Origin of the sequence: Clostridium sp. UBA7339, assembly GCF_002470865.1 — a bacterium.
GTDB classification, from domain to species: Bacteria; Bacillota; Clostridia; order Clostridiales; family Clostridiaceae; genus Clostridium_J; species Clostridium_J sulfidigenes.
Genome location: NZ_DKPI01000009.1, coordinates 1 through 19,816 on the forward strand (window position 1 = coordinate 1; position 19,816 = coordinate 19,816).

A 19,816-nucleotide genomic window follows, 5' to 3' on the forward strand; every position below is an offset into this window, starting at 1 on the left:
GTTTAATTTTCAAAGACCATTTAATTTATCGCTTACTATTAACGACTTTCTTAGTTTACTACATAAACTTTATATTGTCAACAACTTTTCAAAAACTTTTAATTTTGATTTGATGTTTAACTGTCATTGTATCACTCAGCGACAAAACATATCTTATCATGATTATTTAGTAAATTATTTATAATTAAATATCATTAATTAAATTTATAACTATTTTTCTTTAAAATTCATTATTTTCCTTAACTATTCATATATTGATACACTTGGATATGTGTTTGTATCATTTGAATAGATAATAATATACATATGATATCTTACCTATATTTAAATTAACAATTTATATGAATTACATATTGCAAAACAAAATAAAAGAAAAGGACTTTCTTAAAATAGATAATTCCATTTTAAGAAAATCCTTTTCTATTTGATAATAAATTAATCAATTTACTCTAAAGTCTTATCATTACTTTCTTCAAGTTCATCACTCTCTTCTAAGTCATCACTTTCATCTAAGTTTTCTGATAAGTTATTTTCATTGTCTACAATTCCATCTATAGACATTTGTTTATCCTCATTCTTTTCTTCTTCACTATTATAGTTAATTTTTGCAACAGCTACTATATTTACATCTTCTCCGGTTTTCATAAGAGTAACTCCCATAGCATTTCTACTAGTTGTAGATATATCACTAACGTTAATTCTTATTATTATACCATTACTGTTAATTAACATAATTTCATCTACATCTCTAACTACCCTAGCACTAACCACGTTACCTGTCTTTTCTGATATCTTATAAGTCTTGATTCCTTTTCCACCTCTTCTTTGAAGTGTGTAGTTTTCTATAGCTGTTCGTTTACCAAATCCTTTTTCACTAATTACAAGAAGTTCTTCGTCTGGTTTTGCTATTATCATTGATACAGCTATATCATCATCTCTTAATGTTATAGCCTTAACCCCTGTAGTAGTTCTTCCCATGTTTCTAACTTCTTTTTCACTAAATCTTATAGAGTATCCATACTTAGTGACAAATAATACTTCATCATCACCTTTAGTTATTCTAACTCCAACAATTTCGTCATCTTCTTTTAAGTTAATAGCATTAAGTCCATTCTTCCTAATGTTTTCAAACTTATCTAATGATGTCTTCTTAACCATTCCTGATTTAGTACCCATTAAGAGATAATTATCACTATCAAAGGTTCTTATAGACATAACTGCTTGTATATTTTCATCTGGATCTAGTGGTAGCATATTAACAATATTAGTTCCCTTAGCAGTTCTGCCACCTTCTGGGATTTCATATCCCTTTAATTTATATACCTTTCCTTTGTTTGTAAAGAATAGTATATTATTTAAAGTTGGTGTTATTAAAATATGCTCTACAAAATCATCTTCCTTAGTAGTAACCCCTTGAATACCTCTTCCACCTCTTTTTTGAGCATTATAGGTATCAGCTGGTAGACGCTTGATATATCCTCCATGGGTTAATGTTATTACTATATCATCATCATCAATTAAATCTTCATCCTCAAAGCTATAAGGATTTTTTTCTATAAGAGTTCTTCTATCATCGCCATACTTTGTCTTTATTTCAACTAATTCATCTTTTATGATGTTAAGTAGAATCTCTTCACTATTAAGTATTGATTGTAGATAAGCTATTGTTTTCATTAATTCATTATACTCATCTTCAATCTTATCTCTCTCCAGACCTGTTAATCTTTGCAATTTTAAATCTAAAATAGCTTGTGCTTGCTTTTCTGAAAGATTAAACTTCTCAATTAATCCATCTTTAGCTTCTTGCGTTGTTTTAGATGCTCTAATTAGAGATATAACTGCATCAATATTATCAAGTGCAATTTTTAATCCTTCAAGTATATGGGCTCTCGCATTAGCTTTATCTAAATCAAAGATAGTCCTTCTTTTTACTACATCCTTTTGATGATTCAAGTAATGAGTTAAAATTTGTTTTAAATTAAGTACTTTAGGTTCATTATTAACCAATGCAATCATGATAACTCCAAAAGTATCTTGCATTTTTGTATGCTTATAAAGTCTATTTAAAACAACATTTGCATTTGCATCTCTTTTTAATTCTATAACAATTCTCATACCATCTCTATCTGATTCATCTCTTAAATCAGATATACCATCTATTTTCTTTTCCTTAACTAGATTTGCTATAGATTCTATAAGGTTTGCTTTGTTAACCATATATGGTATCTCTGAAACTATTATTCTATTTCTACCATTATGTTCTTCTATTTCAGCTTTTGATCTAACTAGAATCCTTCCTCTACCAGTTTCATAAGCACTTCTAATACCACTTCTACCTAAAATTATTCCACCTGTTGGGAAGTCTGGTCCTTTAATCTCAGTCATGAAATCCTCAGTTATAGCTTCTGGATTATCTATAAGCATGATTACAGCATTTATGACTTCTGTAAGATTGTGTGGTGGTATGTTAGTTGCCATACCAACTGCTATCCCTGAAGATCCATTTACTAGTAGCGTTGGAAATCTTGCTGGTAAAACTACAGGTTCTCTTTCTTCACCATCAAAGTTTGGAGTAAAATCTACAGTTTCTTTGTTAATATCTCGAAGCATTTGACTAGTAATCTTACTCATCTTAGCTTCTGTATATCTCATAGCTGCAGCTCCATCCCCATCAACGGATCCAAAGTTTCCATGACCATCTACTAGCATATATCTTATTGAAAAATCCTGTGCCATTCTAACTAGTGCATCATATACTGAACTGTCACCATGTGGGTGATATTTACCTAGTACATCTCCAACTATCCTGGCGCATTTTCTATAACCTTTTTCGTAAGTTATCCCTAACTCATGCATAGAGTATAAAATTCTTCTATGAACTGGTTTCAATCCATCCCTAACATCCGGTAACGCTCTTCCAACAATAACACTCATAGCGTAGTCTATATAGGATTTTTTCATTTCTTGTTTTATATCTATTGGTATTATTTTATCCATAGTGTCCATATTTACACCTACCTTCACTATAGCATAAAGCTATATATCTAAGTTGCTAACTTTTTTAGCATTCTCTTGTATAAATTCTCTACGTGGCTCTACCTTGTCACCCATTAAAATAGTAAATATCTCATCTGCTGCCATTGCATCTTCAACAGTTACTTGTAATAGAGTTCTAGTTGCTGGATCCATTGTAGTACTCCATAATTGCTCTGGGTTCATTTCTCCAAGACCTTTATATCTTTGAATATCTGTATTGTTATCTTTTCCACCTAATTCTTCAATTACTATATCTAATTCACTATCACTATATGTGTATTTTTCAAATTTTCCTTTTTTAACTTTATAAAGAGGTGGCTGAGCAATAAACACATGACCATCATCTATTAACTCTCTCATGTATCTATAATAGAATGTAAGTAGAAGAGTTCTTATATGAGCTCCATCTACATCAGCATCTGTCATTATTATTATTTTATTATATCTAATCTTAGATACATCAAAATCCTTACCAACTCCAGCTCCAAAAGCTGTTATCATAGATCTTATAGAATCTGATGCTAATATTTTATCAAGTCTTTGCTTTTCTATATTCATTATTTTTCCTCTAAGGGGAAGTATGGCTTGGAATCGCCTATCTCTTCCTTGCTTAGCAGAACCACCCGCAGAATCTCCCTCAACTATATAAATTTCACATTCAGATGGATCTTTAGAAGAACAATCAGCAAGTTTCCCTGGCAAAGTTGTACTCTCAAGCACTGATTTTCTTCTAGTAAGTTCACGTGCCTTTTTAGCTGCTTCCCTAGCTCTAGCTGCATTTAAGCCCTTCTCTATAATACTTTTACCTACAGTAGGATTTTCCTCTAAAAATGAACTTACAATATCTCCTACTATTGATTCTACTATTCCTCTTACTTCACTATTACCAAGCTTAGTCTTAGTTTGACCTTCAAACTGAGGATCTGTAAGCTTAACAGATATAACTGCAGTTAACCCTTCTCTAACATCTTCTCCACTTAGATTTTTATCATTTTCTTTTAAAAATCCAAATTTCTTAGCATAATCATTAAGAACTCTAGTTAATGCTGTCTTAAAACCTACTAAGTGAGTTCCGCCTTCAACTGTATCTATATTATTTGCAAAGGAAAATAAATTCTCGTTATACGTGTCATTGTACTGAAATGCTAATTCTACTGAAGTTGTATTTTTTATTCCTTCTATATAGACTGGTTCATTATGAATTTTCCCTTTATTTCTATTTAAGTATTCTACAAAGGATTTTATCCCACCTTCATAATGAAACTTATTTTCTTTCTCATATCTCTCATCTGTAATTTTGATATTTATACCTTTATTAAGAAATGCTAACTCTCTTAATCTTTGAGATAGCGTATCATATTCAAATTCAATACTTTCAAATATTTCTTCATCCGGCATAAAGTGAATTATTGTTCCATGATCATCAGTATTTCCGATTTTATCAAAAGGTGTAACAGTTTTACCTCTTGAAAAACTTTGATACCATATATGCCCATCTCTTTTTACTGTAACTTCACAAAGCTCTGATAGTGCATTAACAACAGAAGCTCCAACCCCATGAAGTCCTCCTGATACCTTGTATCCTCCGCCACCAAACTTTCCACCAGCGTGAAGTACTGTCATTATAACTTCAATCGTAGGTATATGCATTTTAGGGTGTATGCCTACTGGCATTCCTCTTCCATCATCTATTACTGTAACTGAGTTATCTTTATGAATAATAACTTGTATACTTTCACAAAAGCCCGCTAATGCTTCATCTATACTATTATCAACAATCTCATAAACTAAATGGTGTAGGCCTCTGATACTAGTACTTCCAATATACATACCAGGCCTTTTTCTAACTGCCTCAAGTCCTTCAAGGACTTGTATCTGATTTTCATCATATTTTTCATTATTAACCATAGCTATCCTCCTAACTTAACCTAAAGTTCACAGTATGACATATTAGTCCTTTTACACAAAGTAGATGATGATATAGGTGACAAATAAATCTTACTCTTCTTGTTTACTTCAGCTATAATAAATGATTTAGGTTTATCACTAGTTATACGTTCTACAAACCCATCTTCTTCTGCTAACCTTATGAACTGGCTAGTGTCTGGACTATACATAGTAGATTCTATGTCAAAAATACCTATTATATCTTTAATTGGCACAACTATACTTTCGCCTAAGTGTAAAAACATAGTATTCCCCCTAACTCCATCACATTATTTCTTGTACGCTTCCTTTTTCAACATTGAATATTTTCATGTTATTACCTTTTAAATATTTTTTTATCCCTGTAATTCCTGTACATGTTATTAAGGTTTGAATTCCATTTATAGATCTCAATATATATTCTTGCCTTTTTGTATCTAATTCAGACAATACGTCATCAAGTAATAACAATGGATATTCTCCTATTAATTCTTTTATTATTCGCAATGATGCAAATTTTATCGTCAAAACAGAAGTTCTTTGCTGACCTTGCGATCCAAATATCTTTACATCTATATCATTTATAAATATAGAAAAATCATCTCTATGTGGTCCTACAGATGTATTTTTTTTCTCTAGGTCTTTTTTTCTATTACTTTTAAGTAGGTTATATAACTCTTCTTGCAGATTATCAATACCCTTAAGCTGCATTATATAATTAAATTTAATAAACTCACTTCCCTGAGTTATATCGTTGTGAATTTTTTTAGAGAATTCATTTAATTTTTCTATATACTTAATTCTTTGAGCTATTATGTAACTCCCAAATTCAGCTAATCTAATATCATATATATCTATCATATCTATGTCAGCGCTAAATTTCTTTAATATAATGTTTCTTTCATTTAAAACTTTTTTATACGAAGATAGATAATGGTAGTATTTTTTGTCCAGTTTGCAAAGTTCAATATCTAAAAATCGCCTTCTAAATGATGGCGAATTCTTAACAATATCTAAATCTTCTGGTGAAAATATAACTACATTAACAACACCTACCATATCTTGTAGCTTAGTTATCTTTATTGAGTTTATATTTATAGCTTTTTTCCCATCTTTAAAAAGTTTTATATTTATTTTTTTATCTAAACGTTCTTTTACCACATAAGCACTAATATACGCCTCGTTACTGTCCCAATATATAAGCTCTTTATCTTTATTAGTTCTATGTGATTTTCCAACACTCGAATAGTATAGCGACTCAAGTATATTAGTTTTTCCTTGAGCATTATCACCTTGAAAAACATTAGTTCCATCACATAATTCTAAGGCCACATTTTTATAATTTCTAAAATTTATTAAATTCAAATATCTAACATACATAAAAACACCCACCTAAAATTATATCATAATATACATTCTAAGTGTGAAAATTACTGTAAAAATATAAATATAGCTGAATCTCTTAATTATAATAACCATAAAACTCAAAAGGCTGAAATACTTATCAGCCTAACGTTTTATATAATAATATATTCTTCTTCTTGAAATTCTATTTTATCACCTATATATAGCTTTCTTCCTCTTCTTACTTCCACTTCACCATTAACCTTAACATCTTCATTTTGTATATAAAATTTAGCTTCTGACCCTAAGGTAGTAGCTCCAGTAAACTTCAAAAATGAGTCTAGCTTTATAAATTCTGTATCTATTTTTATTTCTACCATATATTTCTCACATCCTAATTATTATTAGCAACTCTTACTGGAAGTAATAAATAAACACTGTTATCACTATCTTGATTTCTTATTACACAAGGAGAAACCGTAGATGTAAATTCCATGGTTATATTTTCCTCTTCCATTGTTTTAAACACATCAATTAAATATTTAGAATTAAATGCAATTTTTATCCCCTCTCCTTGCAATATTATTTGAACTTCTTCTCTAGCCTTTCCCAATTGAGAATTCGATGTTACAACTAGGGTATCATCAGAAATATCAAATTTTACAAGATTAGTGTTTCCATCCTTCGCCATAAGTGAAGCTCTTTCTATACAACCTAAAATTTCATTTCTGTTAACCGTAACTTTTAAATTATGCTCCTTAGGAATGATAGATTCATATTTAATAAAATCCCCCTCTAATAATCTAGAGATGACTTTAGTATTTCCAAAATTAAATAATATGTGATTCTTTGTAAATGTAATTTGCACAACATCATCAGTATCTTTAAGAATTTTAGAAACTTCATTAAGTGTTTTTCCTGGTATTACTGATTCCTTATTAGATTTACAATCCATGGATTCACTCTTTAAGGCTACTCTAAATCCATCTAGCGCAACCATATTTAGTTTATTTTCTTTAACTTGAAGTAATACCCCTGTCAATATAGGTCTTGTATCATCTTGAGCAATAGCAAAAATGGTTGATTTTATCATATTTTTTAAAGTTTTTTGAGATACAGATAGCACCACATCTTCTTCTATGCTCGGTAACGTTGGATATTCTTTTGGATTTAGGTATACTAATTGAACATTAGATTTTTGGCACTTTAGTTCTACCTCATTACTATTGATTTCAGTTATTTCAACTATATCGTTAGGTAGTTTCCTTATAATTTCGCCAAATATTTTAGAGTCAAGAACCACTTCGCCTTCTTCTATAATATTGGCTGGTATTTTTGTTTCTATGCTAACTTCTATATCAGATCCAATTAACGTTAATAATCCATCTTTTGCAGATATATATATACCTTGAAGTATAGGCAATGTTGATTTACCTGTAATAGCTTTTTGAACATCTGAAATTGCTTCTTGTAATAAGCTTTTTTCTATTAAGAATTTCATAAAAAATCCTCCTCCTTATACACATATAAAATTACTATAAATAGCTTAGATAATTAAATAATATTTAGTAGTAGTAGTAGTAGGGGCTGTTGATTTGTTGATAAGTACTTCTAGGCTAATGATATCAACAATTTCTGTGTAAAATAAATTGTGGATAAACTAATTTTGAAATTCAGTAGTTATCCACAGTATTAAGAATATATTTTTTTTGAAAAGTAATCCACAATAAATCTTTTAATAATTAATAACAAATGTGATTAATTACTTTTGATTAATTCTTTTACTTAATTCAGCTATAGCTGATTGAAGGCTTTCATCTTTCTTTAGATTCTGAGAAATTTTTTCATATGCATGAATTACTGTAGTATGATCTCTACCGCCAAATTCTTCACCTATCTTGGGAAGAGAAGTATCTGTAAGCTTCCTTGAAAGGTACATAGCAATTTGTCTTGGAAAAGCAACATTTCTAGTTCTTCTTGCAGATTTGAAGTCATCTACCTTTAAGTTATAGTAACTAGAAACTATATCTTGAATTAATTCAATAGTAACTTGCCTTGAATTCCTGTTTGATATTATATCTTTTAGAGCTTCAGATGCTAAATCTACACTTATATCTTTATTTGTTAAAGAAGAGTAGGCAACTATTCTTATAAGAGCACCCTCTAGTTCTCTTATATTAGATTTAATTTGTGTAGCTATATATACCATAACTTCATTAGGAATATTTAAATTTTCTACATCAGCCTTCTTTTTTAGGATAGCAATTCTTGTTTCAAAGTCAGGTGGTTGTATATCAGCTATAAGTCCCCATTCAAATCTAGATCTTAACCTGTCTTCTAATGTAGGAATTTCCTTGGGAGGTCTATCGCTTGATAGGATTATTTGTTTATTAGCATCATGCAGAGCATTAAAGGTATGAAAGAACTCTTCTTGAGTAGATTCCTTACCGGCTATAAATTGAATATCGTCAATAAGAAGTACATCTACATTTCTGTATTTATTCCTAAATTCAACATTTTTATCATCTTTAATAGAATTAATAAGCTCATTTGTAAATTTTTCTGATGAAACATAAACTACTTTAGACTTTGAATTAACTGTTTGTATGTAACTCCCAATAGCATGCATTAAGTGTGTTTTTCCAAGTCCAACGCCTCCATAAATAAATAGCGGGTTATAAGCCTTAGCTGGAGACTCTGCTACAGCTAAAGAAGCTGCATGAGCAAATCTATTACTATTTCCTATGACGAAAGAATCAAAGGTATATTTAGGATTTAGGATTGCTGACATTTCATCATTTACAATTAAATTATGTTTATTATTTGTATGCTTAGAGGTTGATGTATCTAAATCAGAAGCTTCCTCAGAGCTGATAACAAAGTTTATTGAATATGATTTATTGCATGCTGCTTGAATAGAATTTTTTATTAGGTCTTTATATCTATTCTCTAGGATATCCTTAGTGAAGTCATTACGAACACCAAGAGTTATAGTTGAATCAGTCATTTTTAGTGGGTCAATACTTTTTATCCAAGTATTAAAACTTACTTCGGTGAGTTCAGCTTTAAGTATTTCTAAGGCTTTTTCCCAAATTTCATTTACATAGGTGTTCATTTTATATCCTCCTCTTAAAAAAGTTATATCTATAGTTAATAATAGAAAAGAGATAAAAATCCACAAGAGTATCAACAGAATAATAGATACATATAAAGTTGTTTACCATTGTTAAAATTTTTATTCACATGTTTATAATTTGTGTTTTAATAAATAGTAAATTATACTTACTAACAATATATAATTATAAGTTATACACAGGCAAAAGTCGTGAAAAACATTAAGATTTCATGTAAAAACACAAAAAAAAGAGAAAAAATAAGAGTTATTCACAGAATAATCAACAGATTGTGTATAACTTGTTCGAAAAATAACTTATCAACATCCATACATAATGATATCAAAAGATTGCATGGTATTCAATAAGTTATCCACAAAAAAAATAGTTTTGTGGAACTTTTATTAACAAAGGTGTTTAAAAACACAAAAAAAAGACATATTAATAATGTTAGAAAATGTTATAAATAGTTATCTTGACATAAGAGTTACTTACATTTATAATCTAATAGTGAAACTTATAAAGTAGTGATAATTTAATTGCTATAAATGACATATAAGATGAAGGGGGTGCAAGCACATGTTTATGACTTACCAACCTAAAAAAAGACACAGAAAGAAAGAGCATGGATTCAGAAAAAGAATGAGTACTGCTTCTGGAAGAACTGTTCTTAAGAGAAGAAGACAAAAAGGAAGAAAAAAATTGACAGCATAAGGGCCGCTAATGTGGCCTTTTTCTGTAATTAAGAAAGAGAGCAACATAGAACTATGAAAGAAGAAAGGCTAAGAAAAAACCCTGAGTTTAGATTAGTATATAGAAGAGGGAAATCTTTATCTACATCTTTATTAGTGTTATATGTATTCAAAAACAATAAAGGAATTAATAGGGTGGGAATATCTGTAAGTAAAAAAGTAGGAAAGAGTGTAGTTCGTAGCAGAGTAAAGAGGCTTATAAGTGAAAGTGTTAGATTAAATAAACAAGGATTAAAGCAAGGGTATGATCTAGTCTTTGTTGCAAGAAGTGTTTCAAAGGATAAGAGTTATAAAGAAATTGAAAACTCGGTTAAATATTTATTTAAGAAATCAGGGCTTAATAATGTTGAAAAAAATATTACTATTAGTAATTAAATGTTATAGAAAATATATATCTCCTATGAAAGCGCCATGTTGCATATTTGAACCAAGCTGTTCCTTATATGCAATTCAAGCTATCGAAAAATATGGCGCAATCAAAGGAGGTTTTATGGCTATTAAGAGAATTTTACGGTGTCATCCTTACCATAGGGGAGGATATGACCCTGTTAAATAGAAAGTATTAGGAGGGGTTAATTTGAATTACTTATCTGGTATATTTGTAGAAGTATTTAAATCGGTTCATAATTTTGTCCAGTTAATTACAACAAATCCAGACATATCATTCGGTATTGCAATAATAATATTTACATTGCTTGCAAGAATATGTTTATTACCATTATCGCTAAAGCAAACTAAATCTACGGCTAAAATGAGTGCAATTCAGCCTGAAATTAAAAAGGTTCAAGAAAAGTATAAAAACGATCCTCAAAGACAGCAGACTGAAATAATGAAAGTATATAAAGAAAATAATGTGTCCATGTTTGGTGGATGTTTACCAATGCTTATTCAGTTTCCAATTATGATAGCATTGTTTTATGTATTTAAATCAATAGATTATCAAGGAGCTGGATTTTTATGGATGCCAGATTTAGCACAAAAAGATCCAACAATGATATTACCAATAGTTTCAGGTTTAACAACATATTTTTCTAGTAAGGCTATGCAACCTGCTACTGGAGATGCAGCTAAACAAACTAATATGATGAATATTGGTATGTCAATTTTCTTTGGATTTATGTCATTACAATTTCCAGGAGCATTAGTACTTTACTGGACAGTAGGAAACTTAATCCAAATGGCACAATCTTTAATATTAAATAAAATTTATAAAAAGCCTAGTACTAAATCGGCATAATAAAATCATTTTATTATTGGAAGGGCGGTATCTAAAGCATGAAAAGTATTGAAATAATTGGTAGGACTGCTGAAGAAGCTATACAGAATGCCTTAAGAGAATTAAATGTTACAGAAGAAAAAGTTACCATAGAAGTATTAGAAGAAGGTAGTAAAGGATTTTTAAATATAATAGGGGTTAAGCCAGCAAAAGTTAAGGTGACACTAAAGAGAGATTATATAGGTGATGCTAAAAATTTCTTAAGAGAGATTCTTAATGCTATGAATGTAAAAGCTGAGATTCATATAAAAGAAGAAAATAATGAAATAAATATTAATTTAGTAGGGCCTAATATGGGGGTATTAATAGGGTATAGAGGAGAAACTTTAGACTCTCTTCAATACTTACTGAGCTTAGTGGTTAATAAGAATCATGATGAAACATACAAGAGAGTAATTCTTGATACTGTTAATTATAGACAAAACAGACAGGAAACACTTAAAAAATTGGCACTTAAAATGGGAGATAAGGTAAGAATTAATGGAAAGACTTTAAAATTAGAACCTATGAACCCATATGAAAGAAGAGTTATTCATTCAACTTTGCAAAACAATGCATATGTAACTACCCATAGTGAGGGTGAAGAGCCTTATAGAAGAGTAGTTATTGAATTAAAGAAAGCCTAGCGGCTTTCTTTTTATATTTTCAAGTAGTGTGATACAATAATGATTTGTGGGTACAATTTATATTAAGTTATGTTGTAATATAAAAAAGGAGGGACTAACATGAAGGATTTTGATACAATAGGTGCTATATCAACAAGTATAGGAGAAGGTGGCATTGCCATTGTAAGAATTTCTGGAGATAAGGCTAAAGATGTTGTTGAGAAAATATTTCAAGCTAAAAATGGTCAATCAATTAAAGATATGAAAAGTTATACCATGAAATATGGGTATATAATAGATGAAAATAATAATCACATTGATGAGGTTATAGTTTCTTTTATGAAGGGACCTAGAAGTTTTACAGCAGAGGATACTATAGAAATAAATTGTCATGGTGGGGTAGTTGCTACAAACAAGGTTTTAGAACAGGTTATAAAGCAAGGGGTTAGGATTGCTGAACCAGGAGAATTTACTAAAAGAGCTTTTTTAAATGGGAGAATAGATTTATCGCAGGCTGAAGCTGTGATTGATATAATTAATGCTAAAACTGATTTAAGTATGAAGTCAGCATTAATGCAAAGTGAAGGATTAATTTCCAAGGAAATTCGGGTATTAAGAGAAAAGTTATTATCAACAATTGCACATATAGAGGCTACTGTAGATTACCCAGAAGATGATTTAGAAGAAGTAACATCTGAAATGGCTATAAGGGATTTAGATATAATAAAAAAAGAAATAAAAGAGTTTATAGAGACTGCTGAAGAAGGAAAAATATTAAGAGAAGGATTAAGTACCGTAATTGTAGGTAAGCCTAATGTAGGAAAATCATCGCTTTTAAATGCATTAACTAAAGAAAATAGAGCTATAGTTACAGATATACCTGGCACTACAAGAGATGTTATAGAGGAATATATAAATATTTCTGGAATTCCAATAAAGATTATTGATACTGCAGGAATAAGAGAAACAGATGATGTAGTAGAGAAAATAGGTGTAGAAAGATCAAGAGCTAAAATTAATGATGCGGATTTAATTATTCTTATATTAGATTCTAGCAATGAGTTAACTGAGGAAGATAAGGAAATTATTAATCATATAAGTAATAAAAAATATATGATATTATTAAACAAGAGTGATTTAAATAGCAAAATTACTCAGAAGGATTTGGAAAATATTAATTGTACCAATATATATAGTATTTCAGCTAAAACAGGTGAAGGTATAGATGAGGTTAGGACAGCTATTAAAGATATGTTCTTCAAAGGAGAGATTAGTACTAACAATGTTATAATAACTAATACAAGGCATAAAGAAGCTCTTTTAAGAGCTTATGAATGCATTGAGAGTGCTATAAATACTTTAAATTATACTTTTGCTATTGACCTTGCATCTATTGATATTAGAAATGCTTGGACATTTTTAGGTGAGATTACAGGAGATTCATTAGAAGAAAATATTATAGATAAAATATTTAAAGATTTTTGTCTAGGTAAATAGAGGTGAAATAATGAAATACTTAGCAGGAGATTATGATGTAGTTGTAGTAGGAGCTGGTCATGCTGGTTGTGAGGCTGCTTTAGCTACGGCTAGAATGGGATTAAAAACTTTAATGTGTACACTTAATCTTGATAGTTTAGCGCTTATGCCATGTAACCCTAATATTGGGGGTACCGCAAAGGGTCATTTAGTTAGAGAGGTTGATGCATTAGGTGGAGAGATGGGAAGAAATATAGATGATACTTACATTCAGTCTAGAATGCTTAACATATCTAAAGGTCCAGCAGTTCATTCACTTAGAGCTCAAGCAGATAAAAAGAGATACTCTGAAAGAATGAAACATGTGATAGAGACAGAGCCTAATTTAGATTTAAAACAACTTGAGGTTGTAAGTATTGATGCACCAAACAACGTAGTTAAAGGTATTCTAACTAAGTATGGAGCTTACTTTAATTGTAAATCAGTTATTTTAACAAGCGGTACTTATTTGAAATCACAGGTAATAATAGGTGAAGTAGTGGTAAATGAAGGACCTAGTGGATTATTTCCGGCTAATGAGTTATCTAAATCATTAATAGATTTAGGGATTACATTAAGAAGGTTTAAGACAGGAACACCAGCAAGAATTAATGCTAGATCAGTAGATTTTTCTAAAATGGAAGAGCAAAAGGGTGATAAAGATGTAGTTCCATTTTCATTTATGAGTGGAGATATACAAAGATCACAGATATCTTGTTATCTAACTTATACCAATAGTAAAACCCATGATGTAATATTAAAAAATATAGATAGATCACCACTTTATAATGGATCGATAAAAAGTACAGGACCAAGATATTGTCCATCCATTGAAGATAAAGTAATGAGATTTAGAGATAAAGAAAGACATCAATTGTTTATAGAACCAGAAGGAGAAAGTACTGAAGAAATGTATGTTCAAGGAATGAGTAGTTCTCTTCCAGAGGATGTACAATTAGAGTTTTTAAGAACAATAGAAGGACTTGAAAATGTAGAGGTAATGAGAACTGGGTATGCAATAGAATATGATTGCATAGATCCTACACAATTAAAATTATCATTAGAGTTTAAGCATATAGATGGATTATTTTCAGCAGGACAGGTAAATGGAAGTTCTGGTTATGAAGAAGCAGCAGGACAAGGAATTCTTGCAGGAATAAATGCATCTCTTAAAATTAAAGGAAAGGAGCCTTTAATTTTAAAAAGATCTGATGCTTATATAGGAGTTTTAGTAGATGATTTAGTTACAAAAGGAACCAATGAACCTTATAGAATGATGACTTCAAGGTCTGAATATAGACTTTTACTAAGGCAAGATAATGCTGATTTAAGGTTAACGGAAATTGGTTATCAAGTTGGATTAGTTAAAGATGAAAGATATAAGGCGTTCATTAAGAAAAAAGAGGATATAGATGCAGAAATAGAAAGATTGAAAAATCTTCAAATAACAGGTAAAAAAGAAGTAAATGAATTTTTATTTAAAATGGGTTCTGCAGAACTAAAAAAACCCACTTCATTATATGAATTAATTAAACGTTCAGAATTAGACTATTACAATATTAAGGGTCTAGATCCGGAAAGAAAAGAACTTAGTAGACAAGTTACGGAGCAAGTTAATATAGTATCTAAGTATGAAGGCTATATAACAAAGCAATTAGAACAAATTAGTCAATTTACTAAATATGAAAATAAATTTATACCAGAAGATTTAGACTATAATGAAGTTAAAGGATTAAGGACAGAGGCTATTCAAAAATTAGATTCAATAAAACCTGTAAATATAGGTCAAGCATCTAGAATTTCTGGAGTATCTCCAGCAGATATAAATGTTCTATTAATATTTCTTGAGCAAAGAAGAAGAAGCTTACAAATAAATAATTAATATATAATATTTAAGAATTAAAAAAATAAGTATTTATTAATACCTACTAATTATTTAGGTTTATAATTAGTAGGTATTAGTTTAAAATAGAAATATATACATAAAATTTTATTAAAACATATAAAACTTAATTATACGGAGGATTAAAATGGAGTATTTTGATATGTTGAAAGAAGCTTGTGAGAATGAAGGATTAATATTTGATGAAACAATGTATAATAACTTTATTCAATATAAGGCATTAATTAAAGAGTGGAATGAAAAAATTAATTTAACAGCAATAACAGAAGATGAGGAAATTATAAAAAAGCACTTCATTGATTCTATTAAAGTATTTGAATATCCATATGTAAAAGAAGCTACGAAAATTATAGATATAGGAACAGGAGGAGGGTTTCCAGGGATTCCTATGAAAATAGTAAAGCCCGAGTCTTCTATGGTGCTTTTAGATTCTTTAAATAAAAGAATAAATTTTTTAAATGAAGTTATTGATAAATTAGAGTTAAAAGATATTAAAACAATTCATGGTAGAGCAGAGGACTTTGCACAAAAGGCAGAATACAGAGAAGAATTCGATTTAGCTGTATCTAGAGCTGTTGCAAATTTAACGGTTTTATTAGAGCTATGTTTACCTTTCGTAAAGGTTGGTGGATATTTTGTAGCATTAAAAGGACCGGCTATAGAAGATGAAATAAAAGATTCTAAAGTAGCACTTAAAGTATTAGGTGGGCATATTCAAGAAATAATAGAGGTTAATATTGCAGGTAGTGATCTTAAACATAATTTGTTAGTTATAAAAAAGATTAAAGATACACCAAAAAAGTATCCAAGAAAAGCTGGAATAGTAAATAAAAATCCTATAAAATAAATTTCTAGAAATATTTATATTAATTGTTAAATATAAAGAGGAATTTTGAGATTAATATAGAATTTTAATTAAAGATAAGGAATTTCATAAAGGATGGTATAAGATGGAAAATACTATTAATTATATAGCGGTTGATTCAATAAGTCCTAACCTTTATCAGCCAAGAAAAGTATTTGATGAAGAGTCAATACAAGAGCTTGCACAATCAATAAAGGTTTATGGGATAATTCAACCTTTATCAGTTAGAAAAATAGATGAGAATAATTATGAGCTAATCGCAGGAGAAAGAAGATTAAGAGCAGCTAAAGAAGCTGGATTATCAAAAGTCCCAGCTATAATAGCTAATATTAATGATAAGGATTCTGCTGCAATTGCATTATTAGAAAATTTGCAAAGAGAAGATTTAAATTTCTATGAAGAAGCGTTAGCATATCATAATTTAATTAAAGTACATTCTTACACTCAGGAGCAATTATCTGAGGTTATAGGTAAGAAGCAATCTACAATAGCAAATAAGCTTAGAATTTTAAAGTTAGATGAAAAAATAATTAGTACAATAATCGACAATAAATTGACAGAGAGACATGCTAGAGCATTATTAAAAATACCACCTGATGAGTTACGTAATGAAGTATTAGAAATTGTAATAAAAAATGGGCTAAATGTTAAAAAAACAGAAGAACTTATAGATAGGGAATTACTTAAATTAGCTCATACTGAAGTTGCATCAGATGGTAAAAAGAGAATAAAAGGATCATTTAGTCCAGCTATATATATTAACACTGTAAAGCAAGTTTTTGATAAATATGGGGTGGAAGCTAAATATAGATCCAAGGAATTAGATGATAGTATACAAGTTACTATAACAATAAAAAAGAAATAATATTTTTATAATACTTTTATAAAAGACTACAAAATGTTTCACGTGAAACATTTTGTAGTCTTTTATTGAACAATTAATTTTATATAATTAAAGTTAGTTTGAATAAATGAAATTTCAACAAATTTATGAATCTAAGTACTTATATGAAAAATGTACAATAAATTTATACAATATCATTATCAATAGTATCTAAAATAGTAAATTAATCTAAATATGTTGATAAAAAAATAAATACTTATTAATTTATGTAATAATTACTTTAAATAAAATCTGTATCAATATATAATATAAATACATAGGTAAAATAAATTTATAATGATTAAAATTATTAGTAATATAAAGTTTCTAATGTATAGTAATTTAAAACAAAACCTACGATAGATAAGGGGGGAGAATATGAAGGTAATATGTATTTTCAATCAAAAAGGGGGAGTTGGAAAAACAACTACTAATATAAATTTATGCTCATATTTAGCAATGAATGGATATAAAGTTCTGTCTATAGACATAGATCCTCAAGGAAATACAACTAGTGGTATAGGATTAGATAAAAGAAAAATACATTGTTCTATGTATGATGTTTTAACAAGTAATGTTTCATTGAAAGAAATTATCAAAAAAAGTGAAATAGTAGATAACTTCTATATTGCACCTTCAACTATGACTCTAGCAGCAGCTGAAGTTGAAGTTATAAGTCAGGATCAAAGAGAAAAAGTTTTAAAAAATAAAATTGATGAAATAAAAGATGACTATGACTATATATTTATAGATTGTCCACCATCGTTAGGTGTATTAACTATTAATGCGTTAACAGCATCTGACTCAGTTTTGATACCAATCCAATGTGAATTTTATGCTCTTGAAGGTGTAGGACAATTGATGAGTACTATACAATTAATTAAGAGATATTTAAATACTGGTCTTGAAATTGAAGGTGTAATCATGAGTATGTATGATAGTCGAACTAGATTATGTAATGAAGTAGTTGAAGAAATTAAAAAATACTTTAATGATAAGGTATATGATACTTTCATACCAAGAAATGTTAAATTAGCAGAGTCCCCTAGTTTTGGACTTCCTATCATGCTATATGATGATAAATGTAAGGGATCAGAAGCATTTGAAGCTTTAACGGAGGAGTTTATTAGTAGACAAGGAGGAAAATAGCATGAAGAAAACAGGAGTTTTAGGAAAAGGATTATCTTCATTAATTCCTGAAAATGACTTTCAGGATAGTAATAATGAACAGGTTATAAGTATAGACATAAATTTAATTAAGCCTAATAAGGATCAGCCGAGAAAGCATTTTGATAATGAAAAGTTAATAGAATTAGCGAATTCTATTAAGGAGCATGGTATAATACAACCTATTGTAGTAAGAAAAGAAAATCAGTTTTATGTAATAATTGCAGGTGAACGTAGATGGAGAGCAGCAAAATTATTAAATTTAAAAGAAGTACCAATAATTATTAAGGAATTGTCTGATGTAGAAGTTGTACAAATTTCTTTAATAGAAAATATAATTAGAGAAGATTTAAACCCTATAGAGGAAGCTACAGCATATAATAAGTTATTAAATGATTTTAATTTAACTCAAGAAGAAATAAGTAAACAGGTTTCAAAATCTAGAAGTGCTATTGCTAATTCATTAAGATTACTAAATCTCGATGAAAGAATACAGGGGTACTTAATTGAGGGTGTTTTATCAGAAGGACATGGAAGAGCAATATTAGCATTAGAAAATAAAGAAGATCAATATGTAGTTGCCCAGAAAGTTATTGATGAAAACCTAAATGTTAGACAAACTGAATTACTAGTTAGAAGTTATTATAAAGATGATAATAATAAATATAAAAAAATAAATAATAAATCAGAAAATGATATATATTACAAAGACATAAGAACAAAATTAGAAAATCATTTTAATACAAAAGTATGTATAAGTAATAATTCTAAAAATAAAGGAAAAATAGAAATAGAATATTATTCTCCAGAAGATTTACAAAGAATAATAGAAATTTTAAATATATAATGTTTCACGTGAAACATTTTTAGAGAGGATGAATGTTTTTGGAACAAATTATAGAATTTCTCAATGAATATAATGTATTTATAACTATAGGATTAATAATATTAGTATTCATATTAATCATTATTTTGATAATATCACTAGTATCAACAAGTAAGATGAAAGATAGATATAGAAAAATTATGAAGGGGACTAATAATAAAAATTTAGAAGAATTATTAGTAAGCTCATTAGATAAAATTGACAATATGGAAGAAGTAACAAATGAAGTTAAGGATATGTGTAATAAAACATCTAACAAAGTTTCATCTTGTGTTCAAAAGGTTGCAATGCAAAGATATAAAGCTTTTGAGGATATTGGAAGTGATTTAAGTTACTCCATTGCTCTTTTAGATGGAAGAAATAATGGTGTAATAATAACTAGTATTTATTCAAGAAATGAAAGTATTACATATGCAAAACCTATTGATGATGGGATATCTAGATATGATTTATCGCAAGAAGAAAATAATGTTCTTCATCAAGCTGTCAATACTAATAAGGAATAGATTTAACAAAATAGATGAGCTATAGTAATATAACTCATC

At 28.9% G+C, this 19,816-nt stretch carries 19 protein-coding genes; 12 read left to right on the plus strand and 7 right to left on the minus strand.

Annotated features, from left to right (window positions below; translation table 11 throughout):
* Positions 1–444 precede the first annotated feature (444 nt).
* From gyrA to dnaA, 7 genes are all read right to left on the minus strand, one after another.
* Positions 445–3,006 carry a DNA gyrase subunit A gene (gyrA, locus tag B2S02_RS10365; RefSeq protein ID WP_346849157.1) on the minus strand — a complete coding sequence of 854 codons (2,562 nt, stop codon included), beginning with the start codon at positions 3,004–3,006 and terminating at the stop codon, positions 445–447.
* A gap of 30 nt (positions 3,007–3,036) precedes the next feature.
* Entirely contained in the window at positions 3,037–4,944 is a 1,908-nt protein-coding gene (gyrB, locus tag B2S02_RS10370) for a DNA topoisomerase (ATP-hydrolyzing) subunit B (RefSeq protein WP_346879035.1), read from the minus strand.
* 20 nt (positions 4,945–4,964) lie between these two features.
* Complete coding sequence (gene remB, locus B2S02_RS10375; RefSeq protein ID WP_035135503.1) at positions 4,965–5,228, minus strand: extracellular matrix regulator RemB; 264 nt, start codon at positions 5,226–5,228, stop codon at positions 4,965–4,967.
* Positions 5,229–5,247: 19 nt separating this feature from the next.
* The gene (recF, locus tag B2S02_RS10380) at positions 5,248–6,342 is read right to left on the minus strand and encodes a DNA replication/repair protein RecF (protein WP_346920682.1); all 1,095 of its coding nucleotides are present in this window, start codon (positions 6,340–6,342) and stop codon (positions 5,248–5,250) included.
* A 137-nt stretch (positions 6,343–6,479) separates the two neighbouring features.
* Positions 6,480–6,686 carry a S4 domain-containing protein YaaA gene (gene yaaA / locus B2S02_RS10385; RefSeq protein WP_346849160.1) on the minus strand — a complete coding sequence of 69 codons (207 nt, stop codon included), beginning with the start codon at positions 6,684–6,686 and terminating at the stop codon, positions 6,480–6,482.
* A gap of 14 nt (positions 6,687–6,700) precedes the next feature.
* Positions 6,701–7,807, minus strand: coding sequence for a DNA polymerase III subunit beta (gene dnaN / locus B2S02_RS10390; protein ID WP_035135509.1), 1,107 nt, complete (start codon positions 7,805–7,807; stop codon positions 6,701–6,703).
* 261 nt (positions 7,808–8,068) lie between these two features.
* Positions 8,069–9,421, minus strand: coding sequence for a chromosomal replication initiator protein DnaA (gene dnaA / locus B2S02_RS10395; protein ID WP_035135511.1), 1,353 nt, complete (start codon positions 9,419–9,421; stop codon positions 8,069–8,071).
* A 577-nt stretch (positions 9,422–9,998) separates the two neighbouring features.
* On the opposite strand from dnaA, the gene rpmH reads away from it, so the two are divergent.
* From rpmH to B2S02_RS10455, 12 genes are all read left to right on the plus strand, one after another.
* Complete coding sequence (gene rpmH, locus B2S02_RS10400; protein WP_035135513.1) at positions 9,999–10,133, plus strand: 50S ribosomal protein L34; 135 nt, start codon at positions 9,999–10,001, stop codon at positions 10,131–10,133.
* A 53-nt stretch (positions 10,134–10,186) separates the two neighbouring features.
* On the plus strand, positions 10,187–10,546 hold the full coding sequence (rnpA, locus tag B2S02_RS10405) for a ribonuclease P protein component (protein ID WP_346879037.1): 360 nt from the start codon (positions 10,187–10,189) through the stop codon (positions 10,544–10,546).
* Positions 10,515–10,727, plus strand: coding sequence for a membrane protein insertion efficiency factor YidD (gene yidD / locus B2S02_RS10410; protein WP_414632756.1), 213 nt, complete (start codon positions 10,515–10,517; stop codon positions 10,725–10,727). Before rnpA ends, yidD begins: the two co-directional genes overlap by 32 nt.
* A 21-nt stretch (positions 10,728–10,748) precedes the next feature.
* Positions 10,749–11,408 carry a membrane protein insertase YidC gene (yidC, locus tag B2S02_RS10415; protein WP_035135516.1) on the plus strand — a complete coding sequence of 220 codons (660 nt, stop codon included), beginning with the start codon at positions 10,749–10,751 and terminating at the stop codon, positions 11,406–11,408.
* Between the two features lie 38 nt (positions 11,409–11,446).
* Positions 11,447–12,073 carry an RNA-binding cell elongation regulator Jag/EloR gene (jag, locus tag B2S02_RS10420; protein ID WP_346849163.1) on the plus strand — a complete coding sequence of 209 codons (627 nt, stop codon included), beginning with the start codon at positions 11,447–11,449 and terminating at the stop codon, positions 12,071–12,073.
* Positions 12,074–12,172: 99 nt separating this feature from the next.
* Complete coding sequence (gene mnmE, locus B2S02_RS10425; protein ID WP_346880497.1) at positions 12,173–13,549, plus strand: tRNA uridine-5-carboxymethylaminomethyl(34) synthesis GTPase MnmE; 1,377 nt, start codon at positions 12,173–12,175, stop codon at positions 13,547–13,549.
* A gap of 10 nt (positions 13,550–13,559) precedes the next feature.
* On the plus strand, positions 13,560–15,449 hold the full coding sequence (gene mnmG, locus B2S02_RS10430; RefSeq protein ID WP_346920683.1) for a tRNA uridine-5-carboxymethylaminomethyl(34) synthesis enzyme MnmG: 1,890 nt from the start codon (positions 13,560–13,562) through the stop codon (positions 15,447–15,449).
* A gap of 148 nt (positions 15,450–15,597) precedes the next feature.
* Complete coding sequence (gene rsmG, locus B2S02_RS10435) at positions 15,598–16,317, plus strand: 16S rRNA (guanine(527)-N(7))-methyltransferase RsmG (protein WP_346849166.1); 720 nt, start codon at positions 15,598–15,600, stop codon at positions 16,315–16,317.
* Between the two features lie 103 nt (positions 16,318–16,420).
* Positions 16,421–17,200 (plus strand): ParB/RepB/Spo0J family partition protein, encoded by a 780-nt coding sequence (locus B2S02_RS10440; RefSeq protein WP_346849167.1) that lies wholly within the window; start codon positions 16,421–16,423, stop codon positions 17,198–17,200.
* A gap of 396 nt (positions 17,201–17,596) precedes the next feature.
* Positions 17,597–18,367: a ParA family protein gene (locus tag B2S02_RS10445; protein ID WP_035135527.1), complete on the plus strand. Its 771-nt coding sequence runs from the start codon at positions 17,597–17,599 to the stop codon at positions 18,365–18,367.
* Position 18,368: 1 nt separating this feature from the next.
* Positions 18,369–19,232, plus strand: coding sequence for a ParB/RepB/Spo0J family partition protein (locus B2S02_RS10450; RefSeq protein ID WP_346849168.1), 864 nt, complete (start codon positions 18,369–18,371; stop codon positions 19,230–19,232).
* Positions 19,233–19,270: 38 nt separating this feature from the next.
* A complete protein-coding gene (locus B2S02_RS10455) occupies positions 19,271–19,777 on the plus strand; it encodes a DUF4446 family protein (RefSeq protein ID WP_346849169.1) in 507 nt (168 codons plus the stop codon).
* Positions 19,778–19,816 lie beyond the last annotated feature (39 nt).